The sequence below is a fragment of the Bariatricus sp. TF06-38A genome, assembly GCF_027690675.1.
GTDB classification, from domain to species: domain Bacteria; phylum Bacillota; class Clostridia; order Lachnospirales; family Lachnospiraceae; genus Allocoprococcus; species Allocoprococcus comes.
This window is the reverse complement of the sequence record NZ_JAQFCE010000022.1, coordinates 43379-66697: the sequence shown is the minus strand read 5'-3', so window position 1 is coordinate 66697 and position 23319 is coordinate 43379. Positions and strand designations below refer to the sequence as shown.

The 23319-nt window shown below is 33.0% G+C and carries 18 protein-coding genes; 14 read left to right on the top strand and 4 right to left on the bottom strand.

The window, feature by feature from the left end:
- The 14 genes from PG418_RS14740 to PG418_RS14675 form a co-directional block, all read left to right on the top strand.
- A partial coding sequence (locus PG418_RS14740; RefSeq protein WP_498837614.1) for an RICIN domain-containing protein occupies window positions 1–1035 on the top strand: 1035 nt, incomplete at its 5' end.
- Window positions 1036–1265: 230 nt separating this feature from the next.
- On the top strand, window positions 1266–3533 hold the full coding sequence (locus tag PG418_RS14735; protein WP_498837613.1) for a putative glycosyltransferase family protein: 2268 nt from the start codon (window positions 1266–1268) through the stop codon (window positions 3531–3533).
- On the top strand, window positions 3499–4452 hold the full coding sequence (locus PG418_RS14730; protein ID WP_195502317.1) for a glycosyltransferase family 2 protein: 954 nt from the start codon (window positions 3499–3501) through the stop codon (window positions 4450–4452). The genes PG418_RS14735 and PG418_RS14730 overlap by 35 nt, the downstream gene beginning before the upstream one ends.
- Before the next feature lie 16 nt (window positions 4453–4468).
- On the top strand, window positions 4469–6421 hold the full coding sequence (locus PG418_RS14725) for a polysaccharide biosynthesis protein (RefSeq protein WP_195502316.1): 1953 nt from the start codon (window positions 4469–4471) through the stop codon (window positions 6419–6421).
- A gap of 22 nt (window positions 6422–6443) precedes the next feature.
- Window positions 6444–7388: a glycosyltransferase family 2 protein gene (locus tag PG418_RS14720; RefSeq protein WP_195502315.1), complete on the top strand. Its 945-nt coding sequence runs from the start codon at window positions 6444–6446 to the stop codon at window positions 7386–7388.
- Window positions 7389–7413: 25 nt separating this feature from the next.
- A complete protein-coding gene (locus PG418_RS14715) occupies window positions 7414–8508 on the top strand; it encodes an acyltransferase (RefSeq protein WP_498837612.1) in 1095 nt (364 codons plus the stop codon).
- 16 nt (window positions 8509–8524) lie between these two features.
- Entirely contained in the window at window positions 8525–10573 is a 2049-nt protein-coding gene (locus PG418_RS14710; protein ID WP_498837611.1) for a hypothetical protein, read from the top strand.
- Between the two features lie 174 nt (window positions 10574–10747).
- Window positions 10748–11752, top strand: coding sequence for a glycosyltransferase family 2 protein (locus tag PG418_RS14705; protein WP_118198478.1), 1005 nt, complete (start codon window positions 10748–10750; stop codon window positions 11750–11752).
- A gap of 14 nt (window positions 11753–11766) precedes the next feature.
- Window positions 11767–12555, top strand: a complete 789-nt coding sequence (locus PG418_RS14700; RefSeq protein ID WP_195602192.1) for an ABC transporter permease — start codon at window positions 11767–11769, stop codon at window positions 12553–12555.
- 11 nt (window positions 12556–12566) lie between these two features.
- Window positions 12567–13301 (top strand): ABC transporter ATP-binding protein, encoded by a 735-nt coding sequence (locus tag PG418_RS14695; RefSeq protein WP_195602191.1) that lies wholly within the window; start codon window positions 12567–12569, stop codon window positions 13299–13301.
- A gap of 15 nt (window positions 13302–13316) precedes the next feature.
- Window positions 13317–15122: a glycosyltransferase gene (locus PG418_RS14690; RefSeq protein ID WP_498837610.1), complete on the top strand. Its 1806-nt coding sequence runs from the start codon at window positions 13317–13319 to the stop codon at window positions 15120–15122.
- A gap of 10 nt (window positions 15123–15132) precedes the next feature.
- A complete protein-coding gene (locus PG418_RS14685; protein ID WP_498837609.1) occupies window positions 15133–16332 on the top strand; it encodes a glycosyltransferase in 1200 nt (399 codons plus the stop codon).
- A complete protein-coding gene (locus PG418_RS14680) occupies window positions 16305–17264 on the top strand; it encodes a glycosyltransferase family 2 protein (protein WP_498837608.1) in 960 nt (319 codons plus the stop codon). The genes PG418_RS14685 and PG418_RS14680 overlap by 28 nt, the downstream gene beginning before the upstream one ends.
- A gap of 27 nt (window positions 17265–17291) precedes the next feature.
- Window positions 17292–18446: a LicD family protein gene (locus PG418_RS14675; protein WP_498837607.1), complete on the top strand. Its 1155-nt coding sequence runs from the start codon at window positions 17292–17294 to the stop codon at window positions 18444–18446.
- Between the two features lie 52 nt (window positions 18447–18498).
- Here the strand turns inward: PG418_RS14675 and PG418_RS14670 are convergent, their stop codons facing one another.
- Genes PG418_RS14670 through PG418_RS14655 form a run of 4 tightly spaced genes read right to left on the bottom strand, consistent with a single transcriptional unit; the run spans window position 18499 to window position 23307 of the window.
- Window positions 18499–19848, bottom strand: coding sequence for a Gfo/Idh/MocA family oxidoreductase (locus PG418_RS14670; protein WP_195602248.1), 1350 nt, complete (start codon window positions 19846–19848; stop codon window positions 18499–18501).
- Between the two features lie 16 nt (window positions 19849–19864).
- Window positions 19865–20929: a pyridoxal phosphate-dependent aminotransferase gene (locus tag PG418_RS14665; RefSeq protein ID WP_195502308.1), complete on the bottom strand. Its 1065-nt coding sequence runs from the start codon at window positions 20927–20929 to the stop codon at window positions 19865–19867.
- A gap of 12 nt (window positions 20930–20941) precedes the next feature.
- Window positions 20942–22165 carry a Coenzyme F420 hydrogenase/dehydrogenase, beta subunit C-terminal domain gene (locus PG418_RS14660; RefSeq protein WP_498837606.1) on the bottom strand — a complete coding sequence of 408 codons (1224 nt, stop codon included), beginning with the start codon at window positions 22163–22165 and terminating at the stop codon, window positions 20942–20944.
- Window positions 22166–22167: 2 nt separating this feature from the next.
- The gene (locus PG418_RS14655) at window positions 22168–23307 is read right to left on the bottom strand and encodes a polysaccharide pyruvyl transferase family protein (protein WP_498837605.1); all 1140 of its coding nucleotides are present in this window, start codon (window positions 23305–23307) and stop codon (window positions 22168–22170) included.
- Window positions 23308–23319: the final 12 nt, after the last annotated feature.

Genomic DNA, 23319 nt, shown 5'->3' with positions numbered 1-23319 from the left:
TATATGTTGAATGAAACAAATGCCCAGAAATGGAAGCTTAGTAAATTAAACTATGCTGATATTGAAGAAGGAACATATACGATTCAGACTGCACTTTCTACAAATAAAGTGTTGGATATTTCAGGTGGATCCGTTGATAATAGTGCAAATGTTCAGATCTATGATAAAAATGGCACAACAGCACAGAATTTTGTTGTCAAGAAGTTGGCGGATCATGAATATCAGATTACCTGTGAAAACTCTGGAAAAGCATTAGATGTAGCAGGTGGTTCATCGAGTGCAGGAACAAATGTATGGCAATATAGTAAAAATAATTCAAATGCTCAGAGCTGGAGATTTATTGATGCTGGAAATGGATATTATTATATTGTATCTAAATTAGGAACTGTTTTGGATGTAAGTGGTGCCAGTACTGCAAACGGAGCAAATGTGCAGACTTATACATTGAATAAATCGAATGCACAAAAATGGAAAATAATAAGTAATTCAAAAAATAGTGATTTATATTCCATTATGGGTACGACGTCTACAACAGCAATGCAGATGGCAAATTACTTTACTGCGAAAGGTGGAAAATATCCATATTCTGGAAATAGCGTTGCACCAACTATAAAAGATTTCTGTCAGATTTATATTGATGAATGTAAGGCAGAAGGTGTGAAAGCTGAAGTCGCATTTGCTCAGGCAATGATGGAAACTGGATTTTTACGATTCGGTGGAGATGTAAAAAAAGAGCAGTATAATTTTGCTGGTCTTGGAGCGACTGGAAATGGAGCATCAGGAAATAGATTTGAGTCTATCCGAATCGGAATTCGTGCACAGGTTCAACATTTGAAAGCATATGCATCAAAAGAGAGCTTAAAGCAAAAATGCGTAGATGGAAGATATCAATATGTAACAAAAGGAGTTGCGCCATACGTAGAGTGGCTTGGACAGAAGGAAAATCCATCTGGAAAAGGATGGGCAACGGCTGTGAATTATGGTTATAACATTGTGAATCTATATCTTAAACCATTGTTGAATACAAGTAAATAATAAGTTATAATAGGATTTTGTATGAGTAAAAAAACGTGCAAAGTCCTATTTTTGTGTGGAGAATAGGGGATAAACATTGTATCTTGGAACAAAATTTGATATGCTATAGGTTAGATTTAAAATAATATATATGTAATTCTGGAAGAATTAGCTAATGTGATGACAATAAAATGTAAGAGTAGATGGTATAAATTTATTTAGTAATATAGAGTGTGTAAAGGAGAAGAAAAGTGAAAAGAAAATATACAAAGTTAATTTTGGTGGATATAATTATTATAATAATGAGTGTATTGTTAAGTATGATGGGCAATGAAGGGAAAAAAAAGTTAGATATATCAATGTCAGAATGGAAATCTGATTATGTTGAAATTAAAAATAATCAATGGAAGATATCATCAAATTTAGAAAATAATTCAGAAGAAAAAGTTTTTTTGTATGGTCCGTATGTAAGTTTATCGAAAGGAACATACACATTACAAGTTTGGTATCAATGTGATGAAAATCAAAGTATGTTACCGTATGCAAATGGAGGAAATGATTCGTTTATTAAAGCAACGAAAGCTATTTTAGACAAAAATAAGAATTATGAAGAGGTTCAGTTTGATCTGACGCAAGATATTAACAATTTTGAAGTTCAGTTTATGTACAATGGTAAGGGTGATTACTCAATTTCAAATATATCTATAAGTAAGGAAAGTAATTGGAAGAAAGATATTACTTTGTGTATAGGAGTGGTTTTAATAATAATTAATGTGTTAATTATATGTCATAAAGATAAAAAGGTATCAAGAGCTTTCAGAGATATTATGGCAATTGCGGTTATTTCATCGCTTCCATTATTTTTTGAAGGGGTTAATGATACATATGGTCAAGACTTAGCATTTCATTTATTAAGAATTGAAGGAATATATAAAGAACTTATAAGAGGAAATTTCCCAGTTCATATATCATCGATATGGTTAGGAGGATATGGATATCCAACATCTGTTTTTTATGGAGATATATTATTGTATTTTCCAGCATTGCTAAGAATACTAGGAATAGGTCTGGGCTTAGCGTATAAAATATATGTATTTATGATTAACTTTGGAACGGCTTTAATTTCGTGGATTTGTTTTAAGAAAATATTTCACAGAAGTGATATAGCATCTATCTTGGCATTAATTTATTCGACTGCTTCTTATAGATTGGTTGACATATATGTTAGATCAGCAGTAGGGGAATATAGTGTGATGATGTTTATACCTCTGATAATACTAAGTATATATAATATTTATACGGAAAAAAATGTCAAACGATTAAATATAACAAATGCTACACTATTAGCTTGTGGGATTAGTGGCGTGATAACATCACATATATTAACAGCAGAGATAGTGGTTTTTATATTAGGGATATTCTGTATTGTATGTATAAAAAAGACATTAACAAAAGGGGTACTAAAAACGTTTATATTTGCTATAGTGGAAACATTATTACTTTGTTGTTACTTTATAGTTCCTTTTTTAGATTATTACATAAATGTTCCAGTTATGGTGACAGATAAAGCTGAAGCTGTAAAAATGATACAAGATAACGGGGGTAATATTGGGGATTATTTTTCTTTTTTTAAAAATCCATTTGGTTATGCGAAAACAATGCTGTTAACCCCTGGGATAGTATTAATAGGGACGTTGATAGTTGGAATATGGTTATGGAAAAAAGGACGGGCAAATCGCAAAATGAAAATGGCTATTCTATTTTCTGTATTAACGCTATATATTGCTTCTAATATATTTCCTTGGGATACATTAGCATATAAATATCGGATTTTTAATTTTTTAGCACAAGTTCAATTCCCGTGGCGTTATTTAGCGATTACAATAGCGATATTAACAGTATTATTAGGATTTGAATTAAGAGCAGTAGAACAGAGAAACAAATGTTATAAATATAAAAAAATAATTTGTTTGTTAAGTGTTTGGTCTGTGTGTGTTTTTACTGGTTTTTATTCGGATAATGCGTTAAGAAATAATTATTATGACACGAGTAATTTGGATTCTTATGGCGTGATGGGAGCAGAGTATGTGAGGACAGGTCAGAAAATAGAACAATTTGATGGAAAAATAGAAAGTAAGAATTTGATTAAAGTCAATTTGGAAAAAAGAAATGGATATAATATAGATTTGTTTTGCGAAAATTCAGAAAAAGTGGGAGAAGTTATTTTTCCGATTACGAATTATAAAGGATATTGTGTGACGGATTCTTTGGGAAACGAATATGAAATAAAAGATAGTGAGAATAAACTTGTAAATGTAGAAATACCACCGCATTTTAAAGGAAAACTATACTTAAGATTTAAAGAACCGAAAATCTGGACTTTATCGTATATAATTACAGGAGTGACTCTTGTAATATTATTAAGTTACTATAGTCTAAGAAGTAAAAAATACGTTGACAGAACATTATGGAGGAAAGCGGAGAATGAAAAAAATATCATTGATTGTACCTTGCTATAATGAAGAGGCGGCATTACCTTTTTTTTATAGAGCAATAAATGAAGTTAGTCAAATAATGAAACAATATGAATTTGAATTTATTTTTGTAGATGATGGATCAAAAGATTTGACTTTAAATATTTTGAAAGAATATGCGGATAGAGATAAAAGAGTAGTATATTTTTCGTTTTCGAGAAATTTTGGAAAGGAAGCAGCTATGTATGCAGGATTTAAGAATGCAACTGGGGATTATGTTGCTGTAATGGATGCGGACATGCAAGATCCACCGGAATTACTTCCTAAAATGGTTGATATATTGGAAAAAGAAGAGTATGATAGTGTGGCGACAAGAAGAGAAAATAGACAAGGTGAACCTATATTACGCTCTTTTTTTGCACGAAAGTTTTATAAAATTATAAATAAAATTTCAGACGCAGATATAGTAGATGGGGCAAGAGATTATCGATTGATGAAGAAATCAATGGTAGAAGCGATAATTTCTATGAGCGAACAAAATCGGTTTTCTAAAGGCATTTATGGTTGGGTTGGGTTTAAAACAAAATGGCTTCCTTTTGAAAACGTAGAGAGAGTGGCAGGCAAGACAAAATGGAGTTTTTGGAAATTATTCAAATATAGTATTGATGGAATTGTAAATTTCTCACAAGTTCCATTGGATATGGTATCTTGGGGAGGAGTTTTATGTACTTTCGTAGCATTTGTTATGATTATTTTTATATGTTTACGAAAGCTGATTTTTGACGATCCAGTTGTAGGATGGGCATCTACTGTGTGCATTGTTATATTTATTGGAGGAATACAGCTCTTATGTTTAGGGGTAATAGGGCAATATTTAGCTAAAATATATATGGAAGTAAAAAAAAGACCACATTATATTGTCAGAGAAACTAATAGAAAAAACGAAAGTAAAAAAAATAGTTGATATTCGGAGGACTATTATGAAAAAAGGATGGGGACTTCAAAATTCCAGAAGCAGAATGATTGCTTTGTTTATCGTGGACATGCTTACTGTGGTTTTGGATTCTTACTTAGCGATTATATTGCGCTTTAAATTGGATAATATCTGGGTACCAGAGGAGTATATGAGCAGTGTAGAACACTACATGATTATAAATGTGATTACGACGGTAATTATCTTTTTGCTGTTAAATCTGTATAACCGAGTGTGGTCCTATGCCAGCTTATATGAGATGCTATTGATTGTGGGTGCGGCAATGTTATCGACGGCATTTCAGGCGTTTGGATTTAGTTTGTTGTATTTACCGATCCCAAGAAGTTATTATTTCTTCTACTTTATTTTGCTTAGTATTACTACACTAATTACTCGTTTTTCGTATCGAATTTTACACACGATGCAGAATGGAATCAAAAAATCAGCAAAGCATTCCCGGAATACGATCGTAATCGGAGCTGGTGAAGCGGGAAATATGATCATTAAAGAGCTAAAAAGCAGTAAGTACCTGAATCAGAAAGTTGTATGTGTGATTGATGATAACCCGTCTAAAAAGGGAAAATATATTCACGGAATTCGGATTGTCGGCGGAAGGGATATGATTCAGGAAGCGGCAAAAAAATATGATGCAGAAGAGATTATTCTTGCGATTCCATCAGCGGGGAATAAGGCTACTCGTGATATCTTAAGAATTTGTAATCTTACAGATTGTAAACTTAAAATTTTACCTGGTATGTATCAGCTCATCAATGATGAAGTTGGCGTGTCAAATTTGCGAGAAGTATCGATTGAGGATTTACTTGGAAGAGATACCATCAATATTGATATGGAAAGTGTTGGACAGTATGTAAGCAACAAGAGAGTATTGGTTACTGGTGGTGGTGGATCAATAGGTAGTGAACTTTGCCGTCAGATTGCAGCACATAATCCGAAACTTTTAATTATATTTGATATCTATGAAAATAATGCATATGATATTCAGCAAGAGTTGGTTAGAAAGTATCCAAACTTGAAATTAGAAGTGTTGATTGGATCTGTTCGTAATACGAGTCGAATTGAAAGTGTGATGGAATATTATCGCCCGGATGTTGTGTTCCATGCAGCTGCACACAAGCATGTACCGCTTATGGAAGACAGTCCGAATGAGGCAATTAAAAATAATGTATTCGGAACTTACAAAACTGCAAGAGCAGCGGACAAGTTTGGCGTGAAGAAATTTGTACTTATTTCTACTGATAAAGCGGTAAACCCTACGAATATCATGGGTGCTTCAAAGCGTATGTGTGAAATGATTGTGCAGACGTTTAGCAAGTATTCCAGAACAGAATATGTCATTGTGCGTTTTGGAAATGTGCTTGGAAGTAATGGTAGTGTAATACCACTCTTTAAGAAGCAGATGGAAGCAGGTGGACCTGTTACAGTTACACATCCGGATATTATTCGTTATTTTATGACGATTCCAGAAGCAGTGTCACTGGTATTGCAGGCTGGAGCCTATGCTCATGGTGGAGAAATCTTTGTACTGGATATGGGAGAACCGGTAAAGATTGCTGATCTCGCAAAGAATTTGATTCGGCTTTCCGGATATACGCTTGGTGTGAATATGGAAATTAAATATACGGGCTTAAGACCAGGTGAAAAGCTATATGAAGAGTTACTGACGAAAGAAGAAGGGCTTCAGAAGACGGCGAATGATTTGATATTTATCGGGAAACCGTTGGAATTTGATGAAGTACATTTTTTGAGTCAGTTAAGAGAACTTGAAAAAGCAGCAATGGAAGAAAGTCCTGATATTAAAGAGAAGGTTGCCGGAATTATTTCAACGTATCATATCAGACCGGAAGATAAGAAAAGAGATAGTGAGGCATTTCGAGAGTTAGTAAGTTTAGGGCGAATTAGTCATGAAGGACCGAGTGTAGAAACAGAAAAAAATATATAGAAAACAAATTGGAGGAAAAGCAATGGATAAAGTAGCAGTATTAATTCCGTGTTACAATGAAAGCAAGACAATCAAAAAGGTAGTCGAGGATTTTAAGGAAGTTTTACCAGAAGCTGTAATTTATGTATATGATAATAATTCATCTGACAACACAGCTGAAATTGCTGAAAAAGCAGGGGCAATTGTGCGACATGAATATCAGCAGGGAAAGGGAAATGTAATTAGAAGGATGTTCCGTGAAATTGACGCAGAATGTTATGTTATGACAGACGGAGATGATACGTATCCGGCAGAATTTGCAAGAGAAATGGTGGATAAAGTTTTAGATAGACATGTAGATATGGTGGTTGGAGATAGACTTTCATCAACATATTTTACAGAAAATAAGAGACCATTTCATAATTTCGGAAATACGTTAGTAAGAAAGACAATAAATAGATTGTTTAAAAATGATATCAAAGATATTATGACGGGATATCGAGCTTTTAGTTACCAATTTGTAAAAACATTTCCTGTACTGTCAAAAGGATTTGAAATTGAAACTGAGATGAGCATTCATGCAGTAGAGAAAAATATGTTTGTCGAGAATGTTATAATTGAATATAGGGATCGTCCGGAGGGAAGTGAGTCAAAACTTAATACTTATTCAGATGGGGCAAAAGTATTGATGACTATTGCGAGATTGTACAGAAACTACAAACCGTTTGGCTTTTTTACAATTATAGCAGCTTTCTTGGCAATTTTAAGTACATGTTTTATGGTTCCGATTATTGTGAAGTTTGCTAAAACGGGATTAGTACCTAATTTTCCGACATTGATTGTATGTTGTTTTGTATACTTAGCAGCTATTATGGCATTCTTTGTTGGCGTATTGTTATCAACTATTACTCAAAAGAATAGACAAGATTTTGAGATGGAATTACAGCGTTCTTCAGATAGATATAAGATGTTGAAGAAAGAGAAATAGATTAATTAGTTAAAGGAAAGAGAAGATGAGAAAAGCGTCTGTTGAATTGGCAAGGTTGATTGCCTGCTTGCTTGTTATTGGTGTGCATGTTTCATTGAGTACAGTTGTAAATGATACATACGATGCCAGTCGATTATTAAGTGCATGTTTGGTTGCAGATGGAGTAGCCATTTTTTGGTTGATATCCGGATTTTTTATGTTTAATACCAAGAGCTATTGGAAATTACTGAAACGTACTTTTAAGAACATAGTTATTCCGATGATAATTTTTTTGATATTTTGCTTTTTTCTATCGGGATATTTAGTTGATCGGACTAGTTTAGCGGTAAGTATTACTCATACAGGGGAGGATTATCTGAATTTACTAAAAGGTTTTTTCTCATGGAATGTAGTAGTGTCATGTTCTGGTCATTTGTGGTATTTGATGGTATATTTTGTAGTCATTTTAATGTTTCCGATTTTAAAAGCGTATGTGGATAGTATTAAACAAGATGTGAAAAAACAAAAGCTTTTTTTAATTATTTCGGCTATGTTGTTAATTTTTAATGATATATCAGCAAATACTATGGCAGAATTTTCACATCATTCATTTAATGGAGCGATTCCAGCAGCTATTTTTTTTGTATGGGGAAGTATTATTTATCAGCACAGAGAGGCTATAAAAACTAAAATTAGTTTTGTGAAGTGTGTAATACTTTTTGTGGGATTGAATATAGTAAGACTGCTGATTATCTTGAACAGACAAGGTCATGATTATTCATATACGAATATTTTATATTGGTATAGTTTTTGGGGGCTTATCTGTGCGTTATGCATAATTTTTGCATGTATGTTTTTAATTAATGATAATAAGGAATCGAAAATTAATAGAGTAATTTGTTGGCTTTCTTCTTATACTTTTGGAATATATATCGTTCATATGCTAGTTGTTATTATGTTAGACCGGTATTCAATTTCTAAATATATATTAGAGTATGTAACAGGGAAAATTGGAGGAGCGATTGGAGAATATTTTTATACGATAGTAATGATATTATTAGTATTTGCAATTTCATTATGTATTATTATCGTGGTGAAGATAATAAAAGAGTTAGCATTGAAAATTGTAAATAAGAGATAGTGGGAGAAGAATAGTAATGAAGCAATTTGTAAGGAAAATACTATTTGCATTTTTAATTATAATAGGATTAGAAACATTTGTTTTTAATTATAGATGTTGGGAGTCATTATTAAATCAAGAAAAGGTTGTAGAAAATTTTGAGTGTGGAAAAGGAATAAAAAAAAGCGGAGAGTATTATGAGATTGTAGATGAGAAGGAAGCTTTCCTGGAAATAAAAGCATTGAATATAAATTTGAAAAATATATTGGCAGATATTGATGTGGCAGATAATGCATCAGTATGTGATGAAAGATTTTTCCCGATACGTATATTTATGACTGATGAAGCTAATTCAGAATATAAAGAATTACCATCAATGAATATAGTGAGGAGAATAAAGGAAAGTAAATATGTTCGTTTACATTTAAGCGGGAAAACAAATAAAATTAAAATAAAAATTGATTTGCCTGAAGGAGCAAAAATTAGTGTAAATAAAATTGCATTTAATGTGAAAAGGCCTTTCATCGTTCATCCACTGCGTATAGTGATTGAAATGATTATTTTTATTTTATTTGAAATATTTAGACCAAATTCTAAAGTATATAATATTTCGTTCAATATAAAAAAAAGAAAGCAGCGAATTTTTATAGCTTTAGCATTGGGATTAAACTTGCTTGTCTTAGCGGGAATCAGTATTTCGACATTTCCGACAAGAAATCTTGGAAATGGAGGATGGCTTCCGGATACAGAATATGAAGAACTAACGGATGCTCTGATTGATGGTCATTTTTATTTGAATATAGAACCAACTAAAGCATTAGAAAACATTGATAATCCATATGATCCGCAATTGAGAAGTAAAGCTTTAGCGGAAACGGGAGAAACATATTATGTTGATCATGCCTATTATAAAGGAAAATATTATTGCTATTTTGGAATTGTTCCTGCATTGATATTTTTTGTTCCATTTAAGTTGCTATTTGGAGTTCATTTACCAACATGGATAGCAGTTACTTTTTGTGGTCTGATGTATTGTATAGTTAGTTATATATTTATATATTTGATAATAAAAAAATATTATAAAAATATATCTTTTGGCACATACATTGTGACGGATACGATTTTTATTGCTATGAGCGCTATAGTTTATTTAGTTTTTTATGGGACGATATATTCACTGCCGATCATGATGTCTTTGATGTTGGGAATTATAGGACTTAGTTTTTGGATTGCAGCAAGCGATAGTAAAAAACTTAATAAAATATATCTCATATTAGGTTCATTGGCAATAGCTCTTATTATAGGTTGTAGACCGCAATTAGCCATAATATTGCTGTTTGCGTTTCCTATTTTTTGGAATGATATTAAAGAAAAGAGGTTTTTCTCTGTTAAAGGAATGGCAAATACTTTAAGCGTAATAGTACCGTTTCTAATTATTGGTGTTGGCATTATGTATTATAATTATGCTCGTTTTGGCAGTGTTATGGATTTTGGGGCAAATTATAATTTGACCAGTAATGATATGACTCATAGAGGAATTGTTTTAGCAAGAAATTGGGTTGGGATTTTTGAGTATATTTTTCAGCCGCTAAATATATCTTCTAAATTTCCTTTCATGCAGTTAATTGGAAATAATGTACAATTTGATTATCAGGGATATTTAAGTCAGGAGCCATTATTTGGAGGTTTTTTATGGTTTAATCCAATACTTGTAATATGTTGGGCATATTTTAAAAATCGCAAGGAAATGAAGAAGAAAAAATGCTACGCATTAGGTGTAGGGGCGTTTGTTAGTGCTGTTATAATTATTTTATTAACAATTCAAATGTCTGGAATGACACAGAGATATATGTCCGATTTTGGATGGCTATTTGCGATGTCCACGGTGATTGCATTTTTATATTTAGAAGAAAAATATAGAAATACTCAAAAATATTATATTGTAATGAAAGTGCTGATTAGTCTGAGTGCTATTACATTAGTAGTTAATTATTTCAATATATTTATAGCTGATAGATATCAGAATTTATTTTATACGAATCCTAATTTGTGGTTTTGGGTTAAATATGTTCTGTTTTCTATATAAAAGAGCATGAAATTTGACAAAAAAACAAGCATTTGATATAATCTTTCCATCTAAAGAAAAGTGTAGTATAATAATTAAGTAATCAAAATAAAAGTTGGTGATTCAGATAGAACTAAATATCTGTAAAACCAACTTTTTTTGAGAAAAATATTATTTATATAAGTTAGGAGAACAATGGACGAGAAGATATTAACAGTAACGATACCAAGTTACAATGTAGAAGCATATTTGGAAGACTGTCTGGAATCTTTTGTGAATTCCGAGGTTATGGATGATATTGAAGTATTGATCGTGAACGATGGTTCAAGTGATAATACTGCCAAGATTGCACAACGATATGTAGACAAGTACGAAAATACATTCCGGTTGATAAATAAAGAGAATGGGGGACATGGCTCTACGATTAACACGGGTGTCCGTGAAGCAAAAGGAAAATATTTCAAAGTAGTTGATGGAGATGACTGGGTAGATACAAGAAGTTTTATTCATCTTGTGAAAGTGTTAAAAGAGAGCGATGCAGATATTGTGGCGTCTAATTATACCTGGATCAATCATACAACCAGAATGCCAGAGAAGAGGCAGGAACATCCGTTTGAAAAAATAGAGTATAATAAGCTGTATCAGTTTGAAGAGATCGTCGGTAAAACGATTATTGATATGCATGCGACAACTGTGAAGACGGAATTGTTCAGAAAGGCTGATGAACAGATTGACGAACACACTTTTTACGTGGATGTGGAATTTATTGCATTTCCGATTCCGTATGTGCGGACAGTGTATTTCATAGAAGAGCCGGTATATCAGTATCGCCTGGGACTTCCGGGACAGAGTATGTCTATTCAGAAGATGCAGAAGAATCTGAAGAATCATTTACGTGTGCTTATGCGGCTGAACAGCTATTGCAAGAAAGTAGAAAAGATTGCTCCGGTAGCGAATCTGGAGTATATCCGTGAGCTGACAGCAACAATTCTTACCAGTCAGATGAAGATTTATATAAGTTTTCCTCTTAAGAATGGTATGAGAAAAGAAGCAATGAAATTGGATGCATATTTTTATCATAAGAACCGGAAAGTCTATGACAGAGTAAAGAATCCGGCTGTTCTGGTTTTGAGGAAAACTCGATATGCTGCATTCCCGTTAGCGGTTCTTGCTTTTAAGGGACGAAGAAATTCATATTAAGATGGAGAAGAAAAATGAGTGTGACAAGAGATAGGATAAATACATTTTTTAGGTATAAGGATTTATTAAGAGAACTGGTAGTCAGAGATGTGAAATTAAAATACAGAAGAAGTTTCCTGGGATATGTATGGAGCATTTTGAATCCATTGCTGATTATGTTAGTAATGACGCTTGTATTTTCACAGATGTTTCAGCGTGGAATAGAAAACTTTCCAGTTTATCTGCTTACTGGACAGGCACTGTTTGATTTTATGAATAATGCAACCCATATGTCCATGTATTCAGTATTGGATAATGGAGCACTGATTAAGAAAATTTATGTACCAAAATATATTTTTACATTGTCGAAAGTAACAAGCTCATTGATTGATCTTATTTTTTCAATGGGTGCATTGATTTTGGTGATGCTGATTACAAGAACACCATTTTCACCATATTTTTTATTATTTCCGCTGGTAGTTATACCGCTTTATATTTTTGTGTGTGGAATGGGATTCTTCTTGTCAGCAGCAAATGTTTTCTTTAGAGACATTCAGTATATTTATAATGCAATTACTGTAGCATGGATGTATGTGACACCAATGTTTTATCCAATTGATCTTCTTCCGGACGGGCTGAGAAAACTGGTAGAATACTGCAATCCGATGTATTATTATATCCAGTTTTTCAGAGATCTTGTTTTATACAGACATTTTACAACACCTAGAATTTTTATTGGCTGCTGGGTGATGGCATTTATTATGCTGGCAATTGGACTTGGTGTGTTTAAGAAAACACAGGATAACTTCATTTTGTATATCTAGGAGAAAAGATAATGAGCGAAGAATATATTGTTGATGTTGACCATCTTACGATTCGGTTCAACATGGCATCTGAAAAGGTGGATAATTTAAAAGAATATGTGATTAAGTTGATTAAGCATGAATTGATGTTTCAGGAGTTTCTGGCGTTAAAAGATGTAAATCTGAAAGTAAAGAAGGGAGAAGCGTGGGGACTTATTGGAACAAATGGTTCTGGAAAATCCACTCTTTTAAAAGCATGTTGTGGGATTTTAAAACCGTATAAGGGAACTGTTACAACGAAAGGTACAATTGCTCCATTGATTGAGCTGGGTGCTGGATTTGATATGAATATGACAGCAAGAGAAAATGTGTTTTTAAATGGGACAGTACTGGGACATTCCAGAAAATTCATGGAAGAGCATTTTGATGAGATTATTGAGTTTGCGGAACTTTGGGATTTCCTGGATGTACCGATTAAGAATTTTTCATCAGGTATGCAGGCTCGACTTGGATTTGCGATTGCTACGATGGTAAGGCCTGATATTCTGGTTGTTGATGAAATCTTGTCTGTAGGAGATTATCAGTTTCAGGAAAAATGTTATAAGCGAATGGAAGATATGCTCAGTGGAGGAACAACACTTTTATATGTATCGCATGATGTCAAATCTGTAAGAAAGCTGTGCGATCATGCAATTTGGATTGATAAAGGTGTGGTAAGAAAAAGCGGTCTGGTTGAAGAAGTAACCAATGAGTATATGAATGAATAGTTTGATGGGAGAAATATGATACTACAAAAATTTGCTTTATATCCGTATTCAGAAGAGACGACTCAGCTTTATATGAAAACAACTGATGATGTTGTGACCGACAAGGAAAAAGTTGAGTTAAAGACTTTGGCAAAAGTAAATCTGGAAACATATTTTAATTTATTTTCATGCCTGAAGTGGAAAAAATATGTTGGAGTTGAGTCTGTTTATCTTAGATTAAAGCTGAATGGAATTGTAAAAGTAAAAATAGATCATCTTCAGGTGAAAGATGGAGATGTAGAAAGACATGGTGTACTGGACGAGGAAATCCAGTCGGATGCTTCGGGATATGTAACTTCAAATGAATTTACGCTTCCTGAGAAAGGAATGCTTGGAGTTATGATTGAGGCAGTGTCAGAGTCAGTGCTTTATGAGGTTGATTTTTCAACAGATCAGACGGGGATGGAAGAGAATGATATTTGTATAGGAATCGGAATCTGTACGTTCAAGAGAGAAAAATATGTAGAGCGTAATATAAATCTCCTGAAAGAGGGAATCTTGAATAATCCGGCTGCAGAAGCGTATGATCATATTAAAATTTGTATTTCGGACAATGCGGGTACGTTAGAACCAGAGAAAATCGAAAATCCAGAAATCCATGTCGTAAAAAATAAAAATTTGGGTGGAGTAGGCGGGTTTACCCGCACCATGCTGGAATATTTAAATGGCGAAGAAAAAATAAGTCACGTTCTGTTAATGGATGATGATGCAATTATATTACCGGAAACAATTGAAAGAAATTATCTTTTCTTAAAACATTTAAAGAAGAAATATTATAATTATGTAATTGGTGGAGCTCTGATGCGACTGGATCATCCAAGTATCCAGTATGAAAGCGGAGCATTATGGAATAATGGAGATATGATTGCGCATAACCATGATTTTGATATGACTTCACTGGCAGAATGCATTACAAATGAAGTTGAGATTGAACACGATTATGTGGGATGGTGGTATTCCTGCATACCAGTTACGTTTATTAACAAAAACAAATTGCCGCTGCCATTATTTATTCATAGAGATGATATTGAATATGGATTACGTGCAAATGGGGAATTTATTTTATTAAATGGAATTTGTGTATGGCATGAAGCGTTTGAAAATAAATGTCCGGGAACAAATGAATATTATGATATTCGAAATCTGGCAATACTGAATGCGATTCATGATGAAAAGTTTACGGCTAAACAATTTAAAAAGGTTTTATTTAAAGAGATTAGCAGCAATATAGGGAAGTATCGCTACAAGTATGTGGACTTAAATCTACTCGGAACACTTGATTTCTTAAAAGGAGCAAAATGGTTCAGCGAGCAGGATGGAATAGAGATTCACAAAAAACTGGCGGCATATAACTATGAGATGAAATCTAAAGAAGATTTTATCGGTTACAAAGGTTTGACGGAAGAAGATCTTAGCCCATATGGAAAAGAGCAAAGAGAGAATGTTCCATTTATGGAAAAGATCTGGAAAATGGCTACGATGAATGGACATTTTTTGCCGGCAAGACATGGAAAGCCAAAAGCAGAAATTCCATATCCGAATATTTATGATTTATATCGATATAAAGAAGTGCTGTATATAGACAGTACAGATCATGTGCTGGATGCAAAAAGAAGTGTTATTACGATGATAGCATCTTACATTAAATTTTTTAAAGTATGTAAACATATTGACCAGAGATATGATAAAGTATGTAAACAGTACCGAAATATGTTTGATACCTTTACTTCAAAGGATTTTTGGAATCATTATCTGGAATTAGATAAAAACATGGATTTATAAGGAGGAGCATATGGGATCACCAAAAGTAACAGTAGTAGTACCAATTTATAACGTAGAAAAATATCTTCGCCAGTGTCTGGACAGTATTGTGAATCAGACATTAAAAGATATTGAAATTATTTGTGTAGATGATGGCTCAACGGATTCATCACCGCAGATTATCCAGGAATATATGGACAAGGATTCACGTGTAAAGGTAATTACAAAGCCAAACAGTGGTTATGGAAATTCCATGAACCGTGGATTTGATATGGCAGAGGGCGAATATATCGGTATTGTTGAGTCGGATGATTATGCGGATCCGGAGATGTTTGAAGAAATGTATAATATAGCTTCAAGCAATCGGTTGGATGTGGTGAAATCAGGATTTTACTATTATTATTCGATTCCGAAAGAAAGAAACGAAAAAGAAGAAATTGTATCTAAAGTACGTGCAAGAAAAACATTCTGTCCGGCTACAGATTTTAATGCACCGATGGAAATGGTAGAATTTTTTAATTTGAAGCCGACGATTTGGTCTGCTATTTATAGAAAAGATTTTATTCGAGAAAATAAAATTCGTTTTAATGAAACACCAGGAGCATCGTTCCAGGATACGAGTTTTAGCTTTAAAGTAATGTGTCTTGCTAAACGTGTTCAGCTGTTACAGGAAGCATATTTGCATTATCGTCAGGATAATGAGAATTCTTCAGTAAATTCTCCGAAGAAAGTTTTTTGTGTATGTGATGAATATGAAGAGATGCATAAGTTCTTGGAAACGAATCCTTTACATCGTGGAGTATTAGAATGTGTATGTAATCGAATAAAATATGATACTTATATGTGGAATTTGGGGAGACTTAGTCCTAAATTTAAGTATATCTTTTTAGAAAGAGCAGCTCAGGAATTTAAAGAATGCTTTGAAAAAGGTACAATGGATTCACGATATTTTGAAGAATATAAGTGGGAAGGTGTAAAAAAAATGGTTGAAGATCCTATAGGTTTTTATAATGAGTATGCACTCAATCAACCGGGATATTCAATGAAAGAATTAAAGGAAATTAAAGAATCCTATTCGTATCGCATAGGAAGACTTATTACATTTCTCCCAAGAAAGATTTTGGGTGGAATTCAAAGTGTTAAAGATGATGGGGTTGTATATACTTTTAAATTAGGTTGTAAGAAGATTATTGGAGGTATATCATGGTTAAAGGACCGAAGATCTCGGTAGTTATACCGGTATATAATGTGGCGGATTATTTGAGTAGATGTTTGGAAAGTTTGAGACGTCAAACTCTTTTGGATATTGAAATCATATGTGTTAATGATGGATCAACAGATAACTCAGATGAAATAATTCGGGAACAGATGAAGATAGATTCGCGCATTCAACTTATTGATAAACAGAATGCTGGGGTTGCGGCAGCAAGAAATACTGGAATTGATGCGGCAACAGGGGATATGATTGTATTTTTAGATCCGGATGATTATTTAACAACTAATGCGTGTGAGAGAATTTATGAAGAGAGAATTAATCATTATGCAGACATTATTGTATATGGATCGAAACCGTTTCCTGAAATACCAGAGCCGGACGCCTGGGTTGCATGGAAATTAAATAGTAGAGATATATATTATCCAGAACCGAATGAAAAATCTTTATTTGGCGAAACTAATAGTGAACCCTTTATTTGGAATCATGCGTATTCTCGAGATTTTTTAAATGATAATCAGTTACGATTTATTGAATCGATTAAATTTGGAGAGGATATTGTATTTTTGTTTCAAACAGTTCCTATGGCAAAACGAGTACAGTATATTTCAGATCAACTGCACTATTATCAATGCTATAGAAGCGGGTCGTTTATGCAACAATATAATGATGAAACGGAAAAACGTTTAGTTCAGCATGTGAAAAATCTTAGAACAATAACAGCATTTTGGAATGAAAAAGGATTTCTAAATAAATGGGGGCGAGCTTATTTTGAATGGTTTATTAATTTTATTGTTCCGGATTTGATTCAGTTTAATCCGAAAAATAAAAAGAAATTAGCATTAGAAACAGTTAAAATTATAGAAAAATTTAATTTGAAAACATTTTATAAGCATTCAAAACTTGAAGTAAAAGAAAAAACAAAGAGATTATATAAAATGGCTAGATAGATAATAGTTCTAAGGGGAAGGAAAGAAATGAGAAGAGTATGGGAATATATTTACTGGCGTCTGCCAGTAGGAAAAAGGCAATTTTTTGATAAGGCAAATGATTTAGTAAAAAAAGCAGATTCATTAAGACAAATTTTAGAATCGGGAATTAAAAATAGTTATAATCATCAAAACGAGCTTTATAATCAGATGAGTGGAAAAATAGATGGATTATCAAATGAAGTGAGACATCTGCATGAGGAAAATGCTCGTTTGGAAAGAATTATTACACATTATCATAAGCAGGATATGCAGATGTTTTGGGAAGAGTATCGAAAAGATGGAGAGTCTACAGCAGATGCTCAAAAAAGATTTTTTCTTGCATTACCTAAAGCGAAGGGAGTAAGCAGAAATTTGCAACTTCTGGAGAAAGATTTACTAAGAGCTTTTGCTAGAATTTGTGAGGAGAATCAGTTATCTTATTGGCTTTATGCAGGTACTTTGTTAGGAGCAGTGAGACATAAGGGATTTATTCCATGGGATGATGATGTAGATACTTGTATGGCAAGAGAGGATATTGAAAAATTAAGAGAAATATTAAAGGATCATCAAGAATATAGACTTACAGTAAGATATGATGCATGTGGATTTTGTAAGCAGATTCGTTTTACTTATAAAGATACGACTATTCCTGTTTTTATTGATATATTTCCGTTTGACTGGATTAGTGAGGCATCATATGAAAAATGGGAAGAAAATCAGAAAATTAGAAAAGAGTTAAAAACAGAAATTACAGATGAAGGAAATCCATTGATTCAGGAATTTCGTAGGGCAGGATGTGTTGATGATGATTCGGCTATTGGAATTCAGATTGCAGAGATTTTTAATAAATATTATAAGAAACTTTATGATAAAAATATTATTTGTGCTAAAGAAGATGCAAAAGGGTGCTTATACAGTTTTGATAGTTGGAGTTATTGTAACGATAATAATTTAATATCAAAAGAGATTTTTTATCCATTACGGAAAATCGAATTTGAAGGCGATGAATATTATGTGCCAAATAAGTATATTTACGTTTTAAAAGAAGTGTACGGTGAAGATTTCTATACATTCCCATGTGGAGAGCCTCATTTTATTCATGCAGATTGGAAAAAAAATGAAAAGCTTCTTGAAGAAGAGGTAAAGAAAAGAGTTAAATAGAGAAAAGCAGACAAAACAATTATGGAAGGATAATTGTAGTTGTCTGCTTTTTTTAAGAAGGTGAAAGATGTACGACTTTAGAATCAGTTTCCCAAATGTTTATAACTTTTGAAATATTTGCAGAAATTTGCATCGGAATATTATTTGGTAACTGATTGGTTTTTATGGCTCTTAAGAATGCAACTAATTCATAACGAATCCCTTCTCCTTCAAGTGGATAAAAGTATCTTCGATTATCATTTTGATTTTCAAACCTAACTTCAAAATATTCAGTTTTCCACCAGGGTGCGGGTACATAAATATAGCCTTTTGTGCCAGAAATAACTAACTCACCTTCTGATTTTACTCCTTTACCCACTTTTAATGAAGCAACAGCATTTTTGTAAGTAAAATTTATTTTTGTAAATAAATCAAAAGTAGGAATTTTGTCTAACATAAGAGAGGTAATATTTATATCTATCCAATGTGTACCTAAGATATGAAAGATAGGTAACATAGCTGTAGGACCCCATGCACAAATACTGTTCCAATAATGAGTTGCTTTTTTTGTTGTATCAATTTTGATGTTTTTAAGACTTGTACAAGTTGATTCAACAGAAAGTACTTGACCGATTTTCCCGGAATTTAAAAGTAAAAGCAAGCGGTTATAAGCTGTAGAATAAGCTGTTTTAATGGCATCCATTAAGATTAAGTTTTTACTGTTTGCCAGCTGATAAAGCTCATTACATTCAGCTTCAGAAAGTGCAATCGGTGATTCACATAAAACGTGTTTACCAGCAAGTAAAGCCTGTTTGACATGATTATAATGTTTAGTAGGGTGTGAAGCAATGTATACAGCATCTATTGAAGAGAGAAGATCTGTATAACTGTTGGTTAATAACAGACTGTTATCAGCTTTTATTTGTGCAGAAGTTGAGGAAGAAGAAACGGCTATTACTTCTGCACCATTCACAAATTTGCTTTCACGAAAATATTTTGCTACAAGGGTAGAATTGCCTATTAATCCAAGCTTTAAATTACTGTCTTTTGCACGAAGCTCGGAACTGGATATACCTTCTGTACGGTCTAAGTAGATGACGTTGCAATATTTTTTCAGATAGTCAAAATGACCAATCCAATCAGAGCCAACAGTAAAAATATCGACATTATAATGCTGGATGTCATCGATTTTTTGCCCTTCATATTCTTCGATAATTATTTTGTCAGCAAGTCCGGTAGATCGGACGTTTTCGATACGTTCCATTAGAGACTGTTGTACATTTATTTTTCCACGTGTTTTATCAAAATCATCTGAGGTTACCCCGACAATCAAATAGTCCCCAAGAGCTTTTGCTCTTTCTAGTAATCTGATATGACCGTAGTGGAGTAGATCATAAGTTCCATATGTTATAACTTTTATCATTTAAAAAGCGACTCCTTTAATTGGTATTGTCTAATTCAAATAAAGCATCTAAAAAACGTTCCATATATTGTTTGGCACCAATGGTAACGCGTAGGCAGGTGCCAAAATTTCCGACATTAGAATAAGATTTTATTAAAATTTGTTTTTGCGATTTCATTTTTTCAACAATGGTTAGCGCATTTGTTTTAGGCTTTATAAAAATGAAATTTCCTGCATCCCCCTTATGCAAATACTTATGGGAATTTAATTCTTTTATCAAATAATCACGTCCAAGAGTGTAGTCTTCAATTAAAGAAGATAAAATACCAGGCGTTTCTAAAAGTTTTTGAGCTACTAACATGGCGAATGCGTTTGTATTATGTGGCGTGCATAATTTCTGTACCATTTTTATCTCATCAGGATGTCCAACCACATATCCAAGTCGACAACCGGCCATTGAAAATAGCTTGGAAAAGGTTCTTGTAACAAGGATATGTTTGGAGGTCAAAGCATATTTGATGAATGTTTTTGGATAAAAATAATGATAGGCTTCATCAACAAGGATAGTGATTTCAAGTTGTTCACATACTTTAATGATTTCTTGAAATTCGGTTTCTGAATATACATTTCCCATCGGGTTATTTGGGTTAAGTAATATAAGTAATTGTGTATCAGGCGTTAAGGTGGAAATAATATTTTGAATATCCATTGAAAGGTCATCATTATATGGAACCTTTACAAAAGATCGGCCATACATTTCAGAATATACTTGAAACATGAAATAGGATGGAACTACTCCAACAATTTTTCCGCTTTCTGAGGTAAAAGCCTGAATAATATAGCGAATTCCCTCAGCGGATCCATTTACAAGGCAAAGGTGTTCTGGTGTAGTATTCAGATGTTTTGCAAGGACTTCCGAAAAGTGATGGGTTTCTGGATACTGTGCAATTAATTGAGGAGTTATTTCAGGCAGAATAGAATCAATGAAATCTTGAGGAAGCCCTCCAGGGTTTTCATTTAAGTCAAGTCGTAAATAATTTTTGCGTTCATTTTGATCAAAAATGCGAACTAAATCTTTTAGATTATTATTTAAGTAATACATAGTGAATCTCCTTTATTGAATATGATAAAATCCTTTAGTTAATTTCCAAAATAATATTTTTTGTCTGTTTCCCCAAACATATTTTTGCCATAGCAATTTTATTGTTGGAGGAGAGGACCATTTTTTACAAAGAGCTGTATAAGGCATAGTTTTTAGATCTTGTATAAATGATGCACGGTTTGGATTTGAATTAATATGATTCTTTAGAGGCCCCTGATATTTTAGAGCCTCTTCATAATTGAGTTCATGTCCAACAAAAAGATCTTTGGTACTTAGAAAAGCCTTTTTACCTTTGATAGAATTACATATAACCAGAGAAGCACCTTTATTGTGATTATATAATTCAGGACAATATAAATGAACACCCCACAAATCTCCGAGTGAAATATCAGCAAAACGTTCTTTGGTTGCATATGGACATTGATAACAGGATGGTCGACTCATTAAATGACTGATCCAAATTGACCAGAACGGGTTAAACCATCTGTCAGTTTTAAGCTTCCTGCTGTTTTTTAAAGAAAGCTGCATAACTTCAAAATCCCATCGCCCAATAGAATGGTTAAAATAAGATTTAAAATCTTTATAACGATAATCAATTGATTTAACAGATGAATGATATTTTGCGGTAATATATTCATTGTAACTCTTCAAATAAAGAGGAGTAGGAACACCTTCGCAAATAACTTCAACTGTTAGCAAATTTGCTTGATCACAATTGAGCAAAAAAGATTTTAAACCGGCGATTTGACAAGGAGTGCCGGAAAATAAAACTTTTTTTCCATCTTGTAAAAACTTTTTTACATAAGTATAGGCATTACCTATATTGCTCTGTATATATTTTGATTTTCTGAATTTATCTAAATATTTTTTGTCAAAAATATGATCATGATATACATTTAAACCATCTGATACAGCTCCGAAAATTACATAATTTTTATCGCACCATGCATCAACGATTGCAGAGAAAGCTCCACCAGAGGTGCTTTCTGATAAAACTTTTTGATTTTTTATATGTCCTCCAAAAGTATAATTCATTCCGGAACATTTTTGAGGAGATAAATTATAAGGACAAACTTTACGGCATAATCCGCAATTCGTGCATAAATCTATATTGATTTTGGGATAGCGAAATTCTTCTGAATCAGGAATCATACAGATAGCTTTGTGTGGGCAAATATTTGCGCAGGCTTCGCAGCCGGAACAGGTAATTTTATCATTTGTATCAAGGTAACACATGCTTAATGATCTCCATTCAATAAATTAAGTTCTTTCGTGAGAAAGTCCAGAGAAGTTTCTCTTGCAGTATTTATACGTGCATGCACAGCATCGTAATCGTGGATTTGTGGAATTACTGAAGATGCTTTTGTGAGAAGGCATTCTTTTAAATCAAATAACTCCAGAACTTCGGCAATTTTATTGTCACCGGATTCTCTGGAAAATACTGCCAGTTGTTTTCGGTATTGTACAGCAAAAATCAAACCATGGAAAGAGTTCGTTATAACGTATTCTGAATATTTTACCAGAGAAAGAAATTCTTCCACACCTGCTTCATAAAACATTTTATGTCCTTTGGCTGAGTTTGTACTGCGTAAGCTGATTTCAACAATTGTCCATCCGTTATCACGGGCTATTTTTTCTGCAAAAGCTTCCATTTCTTTGTTGTATCGTCGTGCATATAATAACAAATATTTCTCAGTTATAATACGAGATGCGGCTATGGTGTCATAATCTCCAGTGTCTAGTAAAAGAGTTGGATCGATTGTTCTAAAAACTTGAATTCCATTAGGATTAATATGTTCTTTTAGATAAGGTATAAATTTATTTTCCCGTAAACCAATTGCTAAAAAGTTTTGAAGCCGGTTATTTAATATCTGGTAGCTATCTGTGTCAAAATGGGCATCACCAAAACTTGCAGCATAAGATACAGAATTTCCTTTCATCACATCGTAGTTAGCAAAATAACCATCATCAAATCCGTTGAATTCATTAATACAGAAAATGGTATCACTGCCACATACAAAATGGTTAATATCATCAAAATGGGCAATAGAATTAAAGTTTTCTGAAGTATATTTTTGAGAAGTTAAACCAAAGTATGTGTGATAAAAATGATCAAATTTCTGATAGTTAATACGAATGGCAGGAAGAGACAACTCACACATTTTTCTGGATTCTGGGTCCTGATCCCACATATTGGAAAAAGGATTTAAAGGATCTTTGTCAGAGAGAGAATCCGGGCAATAGTCAACTAAAACTGGTTGATACAAATCCGGAGAAATACGCTTTATAGATTGGTAAAGTGCCCAGGATTGTAGGGCGGATCCATAATTCGTAAAATTGCAATATATATTATAACTGACTATACCTATTCGAATCATAAAAATACTCCT

Bases quoted from the DNA above. Each gene is read 5' to 3' on its own strand.
- PG418_RS14730 (WP_195502317.1), top strand. From the start codon at position 3,499: ATGAAAAAAATATCATTGATTGTACCTTGCTATAATGAAGAGGCGGCA.
- PG418_RS14725 (WP_195502316.1), top strand. From the start codon at position 4,469: ATGAAAAAAGGATGGGGACTTCAAAATTCCAGAAGCAGAATGATTGCT.
- PG418_RS14720 (WP_195502315.1), top strand. From the start codon at position 6,444: ATGGATAAAGTAGCAGTATTAATTCCGTGTTACAATGAAAGCAAGACA.
- PG418_RS14715 (WP_498837612.1), top strand. From the start codon at position 7,414: ATGAGAAAAGCGTCTGTTGAATTGGCAAGGTTGATTGCCTGCTTGCTT.
- PG418_RS14710 (WP_498837611.1), top strand. From the start codon at position 8,525: ATGAAGCAATTTGTAAGGAAAATACTATTTGCATTTTTAATTATAATA.
- PG418_RS14705 (WP_118198478.1), top strand. From the start codon at position 10,748: ATGGACGAGAAGATATTAACAGTAACGATACCAAGTTACAATGTAGAA.
- PG418_RS14700 (WP_195602192.1), top strand. From the start codon at position 11,767: ATGAGTGTGACAAGAGATAGGATAAATACATTTTTTAGGTATAAGGAT.
- PG418_RS14695 (WP_195602191.1), top strand. From the start codon at position 12,567: ATGAGCGAAGAATATATTGTTGATGTTGACCATCTTACGATTCGGTTC.
- PG418_RS14690 (WP_498837610.1), top strand. From the start codon at position 13,317: ATGATACTACAAAAATTTGCTTTATATCCGTATTCAGAAGAGACGACT.
- PG418_RS14685 (WP_498837609.1), top strand. From the start codon at position 15,133: ATGGGATCACCAAAAGTAACAGTAGTAGTACCAATTTATAACGTAGAA.
- PG418_RS14680 (WP_498837608.1), top strand. From the start codon at position 16,305: ATGGTTAAAGGACCGAAGATCTCGGTAGTTATACCGGTATATAATGTG.
- PG418_RS14675 (WP_498837607.1), top strand. From the start codon at position 17,292: ATGAGAAGAGTATGGGAATATATTTACTGGCGTCTGCCAGTAGGAAAA.
- PG418_RS14670 (WP_195602248.1), bottom strand. From the start codon at position 19,848: ATGATAAAAGTTATAACATATGGAACTTATGATCTACTCCACTACGGT.
- PG418_RS14665 (WP_195502308.1), bottom strand. From the start codon at position 20,929: ATGTATTACTTAAATAATAATCTAAAAGATTTAGTTCGCATTTTTGAT.
- PG418_RS14660 (WP_498837606.1), bottom strand. From the start codon at position 22,165: ATGTGTTACCTTGATACAAATGATAAAATTACCTGTTCCGGCTGCGAA.
- PG418_RS14655 (WP_498837605.1), bottom strand. From the start codon at position 23,307: ATGATTCGAATAGGTATAGTCAGTTATAATATATATTGCAATTTTACG.